Origin of the sequence: Acinetobacter qingfengensis, from assembly GCF_008693185.1 — a bacterium.
GTDB lineage: Bacteria > Pseudomonadota > Gammaproteobacteria > Pseudomonadales > Moraxellaceae > Acinetobacter > Acinetobacter qingfengensis.
This window is the reverse complement of sequence record NZ_VXKN01000005.1, coordinates 87,219-99,281: the sequence shown is the minus strand read 5'-3', so window position 1 is coordinate 99,281 and position 12,063 is coordinate 87,219. Positions and strand designations below refer to the sequence as shown.

Below are 12,063 nucleotides of genomic sequence, written 5' to 3'. Positions count from 1 at the left end.
CTTTTTTTTACAATCCCCACATCAAGTCGATTGATGTGTTACCCAACTGCACACATCATTAATTTGATAAAAATTAATTACTTAATCTCAAATAATGGAGTACGCCATGAACAAATTAACTATGACCATCAAAGTCTCTGATTATCTATTTATGATGTTTAAAACACTTACACCCACTCTTGACCAAGTGTGTGATATGTACTATCCGCATCTCAATAGAGCCAAACGACTTGAGAAAGCCCGTAATATGGAGTTCCCTTTCATTTGTTATAGACTTGATACAAGTCAGAAAGCACCTTACTTTGTTGATATTATTGACTTGGCTTTTGTGCTTGAAGAAAGATATAAAACTCAACTTGAGGAATTTAAAAATTTTATGCAATCAGTTTTAAAATCTGATCAACACAAATAGCATTTTTTCTTACCTTTACAGATACATATCGTTCAAGACTACTCCACGAATCATGCAGGCTTACTTGCTGGATTTGTGGAATAGTCATACCTTTCTCTGCCAACCGTGTACAGCCCTCATGGCGTAAATCATGAAAATGTAAGTCCTCTATTCCCAATAACTTACAAGCCTTTCTAAATTCACTCCCTATTGTCTTTGGACTTAAGGGCACTAATAGCTTCTCATCATAACCTCGTTTAAGCATCCGATGACGAACATCTCCATTAAGCAATAAATCAATCATTTGCTGACAATCAGCATGGACACTAAACTCTTTGTGATTGCCTTTAGAGCCATTCGGATTTTTTAAATCCCGAATCTTCCATAGTTTATTCGTTTCATCATAGTCATCCAGTTGCATCCGTGTAATCTCAGCTTCCCGTCTGCAAGAGAAAATTGCAAACCACATGATTAAGTGCATAGGATAACTGTAAGATGAGTGATTCCACTTCCTGACAAAATACTTTGTAAGCCTTTCCAGTTCATCAAAAGTAGGTAGCCTATCTCTTTTTTGACTAGATGATATTTGACGAGTCTTTCTCAATTGGGCAGTAGTCTTATCAAATGATGGTAAATCTACTTTTAAATTCCACATAATTGCAGCATGGCTTAATACTCCCCTTATGTGCAATAACTCATGTTGTAATGTACTGGTAGCAATTGGTTGGAGATTCAGTTTATTCACACCCTTTTTCCGCATAGACACGTGACTAGAAATATGGGTTGAACCTATTTCTGTAACCATATTCTGGGCAATAGGTAACTTCTGAATTAGTTTAAGCGAGTATGTTTTAGTACGCCCATATTGGTCGCCAACTTCTGCTAGATACTTGGTAATCGCATCATCCAAGGTTAAATCCACCAAATTTTCTTGCCCAAACAAAATCTCTGGATTTTCATCAATTTCTGCTTCACGTTTACCAATCCACAAGTTAGCCAATCGCTTTGTAGAAAATGTCTGACTTTCTTTAAATGCAGGAAATCCTTTTTTATTGATTCTGATCTCCGCACGATAACGGATTGTTCCATCCTTGAGTTTTCGTTGTGCTATAGTACCCACAAAATTTACGCCATAGAAAGATTTACGCCATTATGGCGTAAAAATGGCGTAAATTCTAATCGAAACGGTGCGAATTAGGCGTGAATGGTTGCAAATAATTTAGTATCAATATCAACATAAATGGATGATTTTTAATGAATAAATCAGACAACCTTGAAAATACTAAAGATTTCAGAATCAGCGTTGCACCCATGATGGATTGGACAACTAAAGATTATCGATTTTTTGCTCGTTTATTTAATCCACATATTGTTTTATATACCGAAATGGTGACTACAGGTGCAATTATTTATGGTGATGCTAAACGTCATCTAGATTTTAATCAGCAAGAACATCCTATTATTTTACAGCTTGGTGGCTCCAATCCCAAAGACTTAGCAATTTGTACCAAAATGGCGGAAGACTGGGGCTATGATGAAGTCAATCTCAATGTTGGTTGTCCAAGTGACCGTGTACAAAATAATAAAATTGGCGCCTGCCTAATGGCAGAACCAGATTTAGTCGCTGAATGCATATCCGAGATGCAACATGTCGTTAATATTCCAGTACATGTTAAACATCGTATCGGTATCGATGATATGCAATCTTATGAAGAAATGCTGCATTTTGTAGATACAGTGGCAAAAACAGGCTGTAAACATTTTGTGGTACATGCTCGAATTGCGCTCTTAAAAGGCCTTTCTCCTAAAGAAAATCGTGATATTCCACCTCTACGCTATGAAGATGTTTATCGTCTCAAACAAGAAAGACCAAATTTATATATTGAAATTAATGGTGGAATTAAAACAGTTGCTGAAACAAGAAATCATCTAAATCATGTCGATGGCGTTATGATTGGACGAGAAGCCTACCACAATCCATTTCTATTGGCAGAACTTGGCGAACTATGGCATCTAGATTTGCCAAATCGTTTTGAAATTATGGAACAAATGTTACCTTATATAGAAAAACGATTAGCAGAAGGTGCACCACTATCTATCCTTTCCAGACATATTCTTGGTTTATTTCAGAATTTACCTGGCGCACGTAAATGGCGACAGGCTTTAAGTGGTGGTAATGCCAAAAGTTTAAATGATATAGAGAAAGCAATTGAAATAATAAGATAAGACAAAATCATCTTATTATTTCTATATAGTAGTATTAAATTTATAATCTATAAAACAATAAATTAAGCTAACTTCACCACAATTAAATTTCAGAAAAATTTACCGCATTTTTATCTTTTTCAGTGAGTAATATACTAATATCTTCATGCACTGGCCATGCAATACTTAAAGTATCATCATTCCACACAATACTACCTTCACACTCTTTTGCATAATAATCCGTGGTTTTATATAAAAACTGGGTGTTATCTTCCAATGCAATAAAACCATGCGCAAAACCAGCAGGAATCCAGAATTGCCTGTGATTGTCCGTACTTAATTCTACGCCTACCCACTGTCCAAAAGTATCCGAGTTTTTACGGATATCTACGGCGACATCCCATGCCCGCCCCTGAACCACTCGAACCAGTTTACCCTGTGCATGGGGAGGTAATTGATAATGTAAACCACGTAAGACACCTTTTTTTGATACAGAATGATTATCCTGTACAAATACCGGTACATCTAGTCCACGTTGTAACAAAGCCTTTTCAAAACTCTGTTGATTAAAACTTTCCATAAACCAACCACGATCATCCACAAATACCTGAGGTTCAAATATCAATAAATCTTTAATTCTGGTTTCAATGACGTTCACAATACTCTCTTATGCTTTTAAATTTAAAAATTATTTAGTTTTGCTGTTTTTTCAGCTGTTCCTGATACACTTTTAACAAATATTGACCATATCCGGTTTTTTTAAAGAACTCAGCACGCGCCAATAATTGTGATGCATCTATCCAACCATTATTAAAGGTAATTTCTTCCAGACTGGCAACTTTTAAGCCCTGGCGATGTTCAATGGTTTGCACAAATTGACTGGCATCCAGTAGTGAATCATGAGTACCAGTATCAAGCCAAGCAAATCCACGCCCTAACAATTCTACATTCAATTGATTTTGTTGAAGATAAATGTTATTTACATCAGTAATTTCCAACTCACCACGATGCGAAGGTTTAATTTGTTTAGCAATTTCAACCACACTATTATCATAGAAATATAAACCCGTAACAGCATAACTGGATTTAGGTTGCGCTGGTTTCTCCTCAATACTTAAAACCTTACCAGTATCATCAAAATCCACTACACCAAAGCGTTCCGGATCACTGACATAATAACCAAATACTGTAGCGCCCTTTTCCTGTGTAGCTGCACGTTTCAGTTGCTGACCAAAGCTTTGCCCATAAAAAATATTGTCACCTAAAATCAGGGTAACATTATCCTGACCAATAAATTCTTCGCCCAATATAAAGGCTTGTGCCAAACCATCCGGTGAAGGTTGCACTTTATAGCTGAGCTGAATGCCTAATTGCTCACCTGTACCTAATAGTTTTTCAAAATTAGGCAAATCTTCCAAAGTAGATATAATCAGTATTTCACGAATTCCGGCCAGCATAAGGACTGATAAGGGATAATAAATCATTGGCTTATCATAAATAGGTAATAATTGTTTGGAAATTCCCATTGTGATGGGATACAAGCGTGTGCCCGAGCCACCTGCGAGAATAATACCCTTACGATTTTTACTTTGACTCATGCTAGCAACTCTCCAATCACCTGTACAACACCCTGTTGCCAGTGTGGCAGATGTATCCTAAATGTCTGTTGTAATTTCTGTGTGTTTAATCTGGAATTCAATGGACGTATCGCTGGAGTTGAATAAGCACTTGTTGGAATTGCGCTAACTTTTTTTACTTTTAACTTCAGTTTCTTCTTTTCAGCCTCGGCGAAAATATAACAGGCATAATCATACCATGTTGTTTCACCCTGAGAGGTTAGATGATAATGCCCATGTAAGTGACTTTGCTGCTGTGGACAAAGTTGATAATAGCGAATAATTTGCGCAGTAACATCGGCAATTAACGCTGCACCTGTTGGTGTACCCACCTGATCATCAATAATATTTAATTCATCTTTGATTTGTGCCAATTTAAGCATAGTTTTGATAAAATTATGGCCATGTGTACCATATACCCAACTAGTCCGAAAGTTAATAAAGCGACAACCTGATTCTGCTAACGCAATTTCACCCTGTAATTTACTTCGACCATAATGATTTTGTGGTGCGGTAATATCTTGCTCTGTCCATGCATTAACGCCATGCCCAGCAAAAACATAATCTGTCGAATAATGAATCAGTAAAGCATCAATCGCTTGACTTTGCTCAGCTAGATGTTTTACTGCCAGATGATTAATTAAATCAGCTTGTTGTGATTCAGACTCCGCTTGATCTACTGCTGTATAAGCAGTGGCATTCACTACAATATCTGGGCGAAATTGCTGTAAGGTTTTACTCATCGCTGCAAAATCAGCTACATCACCACTTAAATGACTATTACTATCGACATGGCGATCCAATGCCAGAACTTCACCCAATGGCTGTAGTGCACGTTGTAATTCCCAGCCAACTTGTCCATTTTTACCTAATAATAAAATTTTCACTCAAAACTTCCTTATTAGTTAATCAGTTGTACTATCATATTGTTGTTGAATCCAGTTCTGATACTCTCCACTCTGGATATGTTGCACCCATTCCTGATTAGCTAAATACCATGCCACAGTTTTCCGTAATCCTGTTTCAAAACTTTCCTGTGGAATCCACCCTAAATCCTGTTTAATTTTACTGGCATCAATTGCATAACGTAAATCATGCCCAGGCCTATCTGCTACATAGCAAATTAAATCCTCATAATTTTTGACACCTTGTGGTTTATTCGGTGCCAATTCTTCCAGCAAACGACAAATAGCTTTAACCACATCAATATTTTTTTGTTCGTTATGACCGCCAATATTATAGGTTTCGCCTACTTTGGCTTCGGTAAGTACTTGATATAATGCACGGGCATGATCTTCAACATATAACCAATCACGGATTTGTGCACCATTGCCATACACAGGCAATGCTTTGCCTGCTAATGCATTTAAAATCACTAGTGGAATCAATTTTTCGGGAAAATGGAAAGGTCCATAGTTATTGGAACAGTTAGTCAGCACAATTGGTAAACCATAAGTACGATGCCATGCCCGTACCAAATGATCCGAACTTGCTTTACTTGCTGAATAAGGAGAACTCGGTGCGTAAGGAGTGGTTTCCAAAAACAAATCATTTGTATCATCTAAATCACCATAGACTTCATCTGTTGAAATATGATGAAAACGAAATACTTGCTTTTTATCTATATCGAGTTGATTCCAGTAATGTCTGGTGACTTCCAGTAATTGATAGGTTCCAATAATATTGGTTTCAATAAACGTAGCTGAACCAGTAATTGAACGATCGACATGAGACTCTGCTGCCAGATGCATGATTGCATCTGGTTGAAATTCAAAAAAAATTTTATCAAGTGCAGATCTATCACAAATATCAGTGTGTGAAAAATGATAACGTGTACTATTTTCTATTGAACCTAATGATTCAAGATTGCCAGCATAAGTTAATTTATCAATATTCAAAACCTTATGCGTCGTATTATTAATCATATGACGAACTACAGCTGAACCGATAAAGCCTGCACCGCCTGTTACGATAACTTTCATTGTCTACCTTTCATTTATTAATTTTCACTTGATTTCAACTCTCATCTGATGACAAGCTTTGAGTAATAAAAATATTAAAACAAAAAAATCATTTTAATAATTATGTTCCATATTCTTAAATACAACATTAGATTTAAGTACAATTTTGGGGCTGTAATAGATAAGCCTAAATATCTATCCAAATGAGTAGTGTTTTTAGCAGCTCTTTTGAGCCACCATAGTTGAATCGAAACCTTGCGAAGTAGTGCTTCTCATCTTTAATAAACAATATAAAGGCATTTCGGTCAATACTACTGTATTTTCTTAGTAATCTTTTTGCTTGATTCCAGAAGTTTTCCAGACCATTGATATGATTTTTATCCTCAACAAATTTTTCTGAATGATTGATTCTATGGTGACTAAAATTACTTACATCAAGAGCATTATAGTTACTTTTCCAGCTGCACCACGCCCACGCTTCCCCTTACGAACACCACCAAAATAACTTTCATCTAGCTCAATTTTCCCCTCAAAAACTTCTATGACATCTTGATCAAGATGATACAAATGACTTGATGTATTTTTCTATAAAATAAAGCAGCAGAATTAGGTTAAATACCGAGTAAATCTGCTGCTGTTCTAGCGGTTACTTCTGCTATAAAAAATTCAAGTAGTTTTCTTTGGGTTTTTTATTTAATTTACATCTAATTATCTTCATAAAAGTAGATTATCACAGTTGTAATCTACTACAGCTCCAAAATTTTTATTGCCTCTAAATCAGATCATCCAAGCTAAATTGAACATCAATTCCCAATTGTTTTGTACACTGATTTACAGCATTATGCCTTGCGATAATCTTTCTAGTACTACGTAATAAAGAACTATTCTTCATTAACCACTTATAAATACCCTTTCTTAGTTTATATTTTTCAATCCAACGCATATCACGACTAGCCTGAAAATGTTTAATCATTGGTTTAATATTGTTTCCATAAGTATTCTTAGATGTATCAAAAATGAATGTAAAGTTTGGAGGTAATTTTTTAAGTTGAATTTTCCCTTCACTTTCCCACTCATCTAAAACTTCTTGTAAAACAATTTGATCCCAGCGATCAGGCTGTTGTAATTGCCGTTTTTCCCATTCGGCTAACAATAATTTTGCATTTTCTGTATCGTTAATAAAAATAGTCGCACTAATTAAACGATTACCATTAATATAATGTACAGCAATATCTTCAGTAATAGTATCAAAGTACGGTCGAATATCCTCTAAAATAATAGCATCTGCATCAATAAATAAAATTTTTCCGGTTAATTTTTTACGCATTTTAGCAATAAATGTTGGTTTGAATGCAATAATTTTTTGCCAATCATCTTTAGAAATTTCTTCAAAAAATACATCTATATCAAAACGTTTTGCAGACAATGCTAAAATATTTGCATGTTTACGATAGAGCTTATCATTCGTATTAAAACCAAAAATTGTTAACATATTTTTTACTACTAAATCAAAATACAAGCAATGTGCTAAGGATAACAAATTTTACCTATTTTATGTAGACCAATAAATTGTAAAAAGTATTACTCTACTTACTAACCCAACTAAAAACATAAGGATAAAATACAAATTTTAAACCTTATATGATGTAAAATAACATTGATTTTTGGATAAATAATGAATATAAAAGTTTTTTATTTTAGATAATTGGAGATTTTTTTGGACAAACCTAAAATTATTTTAGCGATGCCAAGTCATAGTAACTTTGCCGAGGCAATCATAAAAAATCTTAATTATCATAATTTTGATGTAGTTTTTATTGATAGTTCTTATCATGATACTACTAAAATTAATATTAGTTTCAAAAATTATTGTCAACATCTTATTTACAAATTTTTTTTATGGAACTCTTCATATAAAAATACATTAAAAACAAAGTTAAAAAATCAAAAAATATTAGAACACACAAAACGAAAACTATCTAACGAAGGTTATGATTATATGCTTAGCATCAGGCCAGATTTGTTTCCATCTGAAGTTTTAACATTACTAAAACAAAACACTAAGAATAAAAGTATTGGATATCAATGGAATGGTCTAAATCGGTTTCCAGATACGCTTGAACTCATTCCATTATTCGATAATTTTTTTGTTTTTGATCATCATGATTTACATGATCCAGAGTATAAAAAATATTGTTTAAAAGGAATTACTAATTTCTATTTTGATATGTATCAACCACAACCTGTGAAACATAATGGTATAATTGCTTATTTTGTTGGTCTACATTTTGATGAAAGAGTCAATACAATTAATATATGTATTGATGCACTAATTAAAAAAAATATTAACTTGGATTTTAATATAAAGTTTCGAAAATCTAATAAAGATTGCAAATACAAATATCCTAACAAGCAAATCAACTTTTTAGAAAAAAATATAAATTTTGATGAAAATATTCAACATATTAATCAAGCTGATATTCTTATAGATGTTGTTAATCCTATTCATCATGGTTTATCATTTCGTACTTTTGAAGCACTCTATTATCAAAAAAAATTAATAACAAATAATTTACTTGTACGTCACTATGATTTCTATCATCCTAATAATATTTTAGTTTGGGATGGATTAGATTTATCTGAATTGTCTGATTTTTTAGCTAAGCCTTGGATTGCTATTGATGCTAAAATTATACAAAAATATAGCTTTGACAACTGGATTAAAAATATTCTTAGTTTACAAACTGATAGTATCATTACTCTTCCTGACCCATCTATTATGCTCCCCTAAGTTGGCAATGACATGATAAAAAGAAAACTATTTATAAAAATAGTAATAGCATTCTTAATACTTAATATATTGTAATCATTTGAAATTTAATTTTCTAGATTATGGCTACCAATGCGCTTTCCTTTTATCTAATAAAAAGCCCACATTAACCAATCAAATATTGATATTCCCGAAACTTGTTTCTATGATTGTTATACTATTTTCCAAAGCATGCTTTGACTAAATTATCTATCTTCCAGAGCACCCATTCATTCCGAATGTTTGCTAGCATATAACTAACTTTAATTTATCGGCGAACTCATCATGAACGAAACAATTAAAATATTTGTCGGCTGTGATCCCAATAACTGTGACCTAGAACAAATGATGGTACTTGATTACAGTATCCATAAACACACTCAACATCCCATTGAAATTGTATGGATGCAACTAAGTCACGACCCGCAAAGTCCATGGTATAGCAATCAAAAACAACATCAAGGTTGGCATACTGAAAAATGGGCAACGCCTTTTTCTGGTTTTCGCTGGGCAATTCCTGAATATTGTAATTTTAAAGGTCGTGCTATTTATATGGATGCCGATGTGCTCATTTTATGTGACATTGCAGAACTTTGGACACATCCAATACAAAATGAAGCCATTGTTATTGCTAAAGGTCATAAAAATTCTGCCCGTCTTTGCACATGTGTCTGGGATTGTGAAAAGGCTCAGAAATATTTACCGCCATTAGTACAGTTACAGGCTGATCCGGATGGTCACAAAAAAATGATGCAACGACTTAAAGAAAAACCTGATCTAGTTCAACCATATCAAGATTCATATAATAATATTGATGGTGAAGGCTTAGAAATTGATCAAATTAAAATACTGCATTATTCAGATATGGGAACTCAATTTACTCACAAATACTCAATTCCTCGTTTAGAAGCTGCGGGGCAAAAACACTGGTTTGATGGAAAAATTATGCCTCATCCACGTCAAGATCTAACCGATTTATTTGATCAATATTACGAAGAAGCTTTAGCTTCAGGTTACCGCCCAGAAAATTATATGGTGGAACCATTTGGTGTCTTTTCCAAAGCAACACAAATCAACTATCATGGCAATAAAGTAACACGTCCAGATCAACAAGCATCTTGGATCGTCTCAACATTTCATAAATTGAAAGAAAAAATTACTGGCAAAAAATCCAAATTTTCTCTAGATAATTAAGTTAAGATAGAAAATGCTTAAATTATTTTAAGCATTTTCTTTGCACGTTTTGAGATAACATATGTCCCCATCTACACGTATTCATCCACTAAAGCGCGATTTCTTTAAATTTATTTATAAATTTAGCCATCCTAAGAGCTATAAACATAATCGTAGATATTGGCCATATTATCGTGTAATACGCAATTCAAAGCAGCAAATTGAGAAAATCTATTTTAATAATATCTTAGTTTGTGAAAATCATTTAATACAAAATTTAGATATATCAAATAACATTATGTTGGTGGCTACCGGACCTTCCATTGCACAACTTAATGCTGATATTTTTATACAAGAAAATTTAGATTATCTGGGGGTAAATGGTGCAATTAGTTTAGAGAATATAAATTTCAAATATTATGTAATTATTGACCACAATTTTATCGCAAACCGATTTGATCTGGTTGAAAAAGTACTTAAAACTGATGGTATTTTCTTTACAACACCACGATGTCTAGATAGTATTTTAAGAAAAATAGAATTTACAAATATTCAGCGCAAAATTCAAGTAATTGAAACCGTAACACATGATCATATTGACGTATTTATGCAAGAACGACGATCCGTTAATCGACAACATCCTAGCTATACTTTCATAAATCAACTAGGTTTCTCTAAAAATATTTATGATGGAGTTTTTGACTATTTAACAGTTGCTTATACTGCATTACAAATCATATATACGCTAAATTATTCTACAATTTATCTGGCAGGTATTGATATGAATAATTTCTCTCAACCTAGATTTTATGAAAATCAAGATAATCAACAACCAACCTTACTTAATATTCATACTGGAACAATTCTACAAGCATTTGATGTTGCTAATACTTGTTTTGAAAAGCAGCATATCCGTGTCTTTAATTTATCTTTGACAAGTGCAATTGAATCTTTCCCTAAAATCACATTCAATCCATCAATTGTTTGGGATAAAAATCAAGTAGTGACTGGCTAAAATAACCTTGCTTATCATAATACTTTTCTAAATATTTACGTTCTTTACGTGCTAGCTTAATCAATTTTGCTGGCATGCTCGGTTTATAATTAATAGCTAAATCAATCAAAATCTTTTCTTTTGTCCATTTATTTTTAACTTGATAATAGAATGCATTTTGATCACAATTAATTAAACATAAACTAGCATCATAGCAACGCATCATTTTTTGACAAGCAATGTATGCAATTAAATATTCCAGATTACCAATATTTTGAAAAATATCAGCAGAATTTCGATTATTCTTTTTAATTTCATTAATATAGTTTTTGGGTTGTTGCTGAATTGCTATTAGAAACTCATCAAACCAATGTTTAAAAAATAAATTACCCGAAGCACTAGCCATTAACCAGTTTTCGACCACTGGAAATTTTAAGTTGTTGGTATTTTTTTTACGATAATAAGCAAAAGTTTGTGTTGCTTCTTGCTTCATTAGCGTAATTATCCAATCTAGACTTTCATATAAGATAATACTTGCATCTAGCCAAATACCACCATGTTGGTAAAGTAACTTTAAACGTATTAAATCCGCACGATGCTGCGGCAAGATATGTGTTAATTCTGATAAATCCAAGTCACAAAATTGATTTAAATTATGACTGTTGATAATATTGACGTCATAGGTAGGATGTAAATATTTAATGTTGGCAATACAATTTTGTACTAACCTAGATTGTTTACCTTCCCAATACATCCAAATAATTTTAGGGACAATAATTTCAGTTTGAACAGGATTTAAAACTAATAAACCTGCTTGATTATCAATATCTAAGTTTTTCTGACGTTGATTTAAGCGAAATTTTAGTTGATATTGTAATGCAAAAAACACTTTCTTAAATATTTTCATTCATCTC

12 protein-coding genes and 1 pseudogene are annotated in these 12,063 nt (G+C 33.1%); 5 read left to right on the top strand and 8 right to left on the bottom strand.

Translation table 11 applies throughout. The annotated features are described in order from the left end of the window. Positions 1-106 precede the first annotated feature (106 nt). Positions 107-412 (top strand): pyocin activator PrtN family protein, encoded by a 306-nt coding sequence (locus F4V57_RS08185; RefSeq protein WP_070070587.1) that lies wholly within the window; start codon positions 107-109, stop codon positions 410-412. Here the strand turns inward: F4V57_RS08185 and F4V57_RS08180 are convergent. Beyond that, positions 375-1,511, bottom strand: coding sequence for a site-specific integrase (locus tag F4V57_RS08180; protein ID WP_070070586.1), 1,137 nt, complete (start codon positions 1,509-1,511; stop codon positions 375-377). The genes F4V57_RS08185 and F4V57_RS08180 overlap by 38 nt on opposite strands. Positions 1,512-1,645: 134 nt before the next feature. On the opposite strand from F4V57_RS08180, the gene dusA reads away from it, so the two are divergent. Further along, positions 1,646-2,617, top strand: coding sequence for a tRNA dihydrouridine(20/20a) synthase DusA (gene dusA / locus F4V57_RS08175; protein WP_070070585.1), 972 nt, complete (start codon positions 1,646-1,648; stop codon positions 2,615-2,617). Positions 2,618-2,699: 82 nt separating this feature from the next. Here the strand turns inward: dusA and rfbC are convergent, their stop codons facing one another. The 6 genes and pseudogenes from rfbC to F4V57_RS08145 form a co-directional block, all read right to left on the bottom strand. After that, positions 2,700-3,254 carry a dTDP-4-dehydrorhamnose 3,5-epimerase gene (rfbC, locus tag F4V57_RS08170; RefSeq protein ID WP_070070584.1) on the bottom strand — a complete coding sequence of 185 codons (555 nt, stop codon included), beginning with the start codon at positions 3,252-3,254 and terminating at the stop codon, positions 2,700-2,702. 34 nt (positions 3,255-3,288) lie between these two features. Next, on the bottom strand, positions 3,289-4,194 hold the full coding sequence (gene rfbA, locus F4V57_RS08165; protein WP_070070583.1) for a glucose-1-phosphate thymidylyltransferase RfbA: 906 nt from the start codon (positions 4,192-4,194) through the stop codon (positions 3,289-3,291). Further along, positions 4,191-5,099: a dTDP-4-dehydrorhamnose reductase gene (gene rfbD / locus F4V57_RS08160; RefSeq protein ID WP_070070582.1), complete on the bottom strand. Its 909-nt coding sequence runs from the start codon at positions 5,097-5,099 to the stop codon at positions 4,191-4,193. The genes rfbA and rfbD overlap by 4 nt, the downstream gene beginning before the upstream one ends. 18 nt (positions 5,100-5,117) lie before the next feature. After that, positions 5,118-6,194: a dTDP-glucose 4,6-dehydratase gene (gene rfbB / locus F4V57_RS08155; protein ID WP_070070581.1), complete on the bottom strand. Its 1,077-nt coding sequence runs from the start codon at positions 6,192-6,194 to the stop codon at positions 5,118-5,120. A gap of 166 nt (positions 6,195-6,360) precedes the next feature. Continuing rightward, positions 6,361-6,891, bottom strand: a pseudogene (locus F4V57_RS08150) (transposase). Positions 6,892-6,945: 54 nt separating this feature from the next. Continuing rightward, positions 6,946-7,665: a putative nucleotide-diphospho-sugar transferase gene (locus F4V57_RS08145; RefSeq protein WP_070070580.1), complete on the bottom strand. Its 720-nt coding sequence runs from the start codon at positions 7,663-7,665 to the stop codon at positions 6,946-6,948. 225 nt (positions 7,666-7,890) lie between these two features. Between F4V57_RS08145 and F4V57_RS08140 the strand changes: the two genes are divergently transcribed. The 3 genes from F4V57_RS08140 to F4V57_RS08130 all read left to right on the top strand — a co-directional run bounded on the left by F4V57_RS08140 (position 7,891) and on the right by F4V57_RS08130 (position 11,170). Continuing rightward, positions 7,891-8,964 (top strand): hypothetical protein, encoded by a 1,074-nt coding sequence (locus tag F4V57_RS08140; RefSeq protein ID WP_150330546.1) that lies wholly within the window; start codon positions 7,891-7,893, stop codon positions 8,962-8,964. Positions 8,965-9,264: 300 nt separating this feature from the next. After that, the gene (locus tag F4V57_RS08135) at positions 9,265-10,176 is read left to right on the top strand and encodes a glycosyltransferase family protein (RefSeq protein ID WP_171257555.1); all 912 of its coding nucleotides are present in this window, start codon (positions 9,265-9,267) and stop codon (positions 10,174-10,176) included. A gap of 61 nt (positions 10,177-10,237) precedes the next feature. After that, positions 10,238-11,170: a lipopolysaccharide biosynthesis protein gene (locus tag F4V57_RS08130; RefSeq protein ID WP_070070372.1), complete on the top strand. Its 933-nt coding sequence runs from the start codon at positions 10,238-10,240 to the stop codon at positions 11,168-11,170. On the opposite strand, the gene F4V57_RS08125 is transcribed toward F4V57_RS08130, so the two are convergent. Beyond that, the gene (locus F4V57_RS08125) at positions 11,124-12,056 is read right to left on the bottom strand and encodes a glycosyltransferase family 32 protein (RefSeq protein WP_070070373.1); all 933 of its coding nucleotides are present in this window, start codon (positions 12,054-12,056) and stop codon (positions 11,124-11,126) included. The two genes, F4V57_RS08130 and F4V57_RS08125, sit on opposite strands and share 47 nt — an antisense overlap. Positions 12,057-12,063: the final 7 nt, after the last annotated feature.

Excerpts from the sequence above, each read along its gene's own strand:
- F4V57_RS08130 (WP_070070372.1), top strand. The coding sequence starts at position 10,238 with ATGTCCCCATCTACACGTATTCATCCACTAAAGCGCGATTTCTTTAAA.
- dusA (WP_070070585.1), top strand. The coding sequence starts at position 1,646 with ATGAATAAATCAGACAACCTTGAAAATACTAAAGATTTCAGAATCAGC.
- F4V57_RS08125 (WP_070070373.1), bottom strand. The coding sequence starts at position 12,056 with ATGAAAATATTTAAGAAAGTGTTTTTTGCATTACAATATCAACTAAAA.
- rfbB (WP_070070581.1), bottom strand. The coding sequence starts at position 6,194 with ATGAAAGTTATCGTAACAGGCGGTGCAGGCTTTATCGGTTCAGCTGTA.
- rfbA (WP_070070583.1), bottom strand. The coding sequence starts at position 4,194 with ATGAGTCAAAGTAAAAATCGTAAGGGTATTATTCTCGCAGGTGGCTCG.
- F4V57_RS08185 (WP_070070587.1), top strand. The coding sequence starts at position 107 with ATGAACAAATTAACTATGACCATCAAAGTCTCTGATTATCTATTTATG.
- F4V57_RS08145 (WP_070070580.1), bottom strand. The coding sequence starts at position 7,665 with ATGTTAACAATTTTTGGTTTTAATACGAATGATAAGCTCTATCGTAAA.